The sequence below is a fragment of the Motilimonas sp. 1_MG-2023 genome (assembly GCF_030547455.1).
Lineage (GTDB): Bacteria > Pseudomonadota > Gammaproteobacteria > Enterobacterales > CBDFNC01 > Motilimonas.
In genome coordinates, this window is the sequence record NZ_JAUOPX010000287.1 from 1 (window position 1) to 236 (window position 236).

General features: G+C 40.7%; 1 protein-coding gene. It reads left to right on the plus strand.

What is annotated here, in order from left to right; genetic code table 11:
• The coding region (locus Q4519_RS22100) for a diguanylate cyclase (protein WP_303516137.1) at window positions 1-236 on the plus strand (236 nt) is incomplete at both ends.

Sequence of the window (236 nt, forward strand, 5' to 3'; positions counted from 1 at the left end):
GTTAGCACGGGATCGTCGCACCGATTCAATGGCAGGTATTCTATTTATCGATCTCGATAAATTTAAAGAAATTAATGCTACCCAAGGCAATGATGTTGGCGACTTTATATTGACGGTGACCGCTGAACGATTGAAAGTACTGATTAGGGAGTCTGACTTACTTGGCAGACACGATGGTGATGAAGTTGTGGTTTGGTTGGATTTGATATCTAAGAAAGAAGAAGGTGGAAATAAAG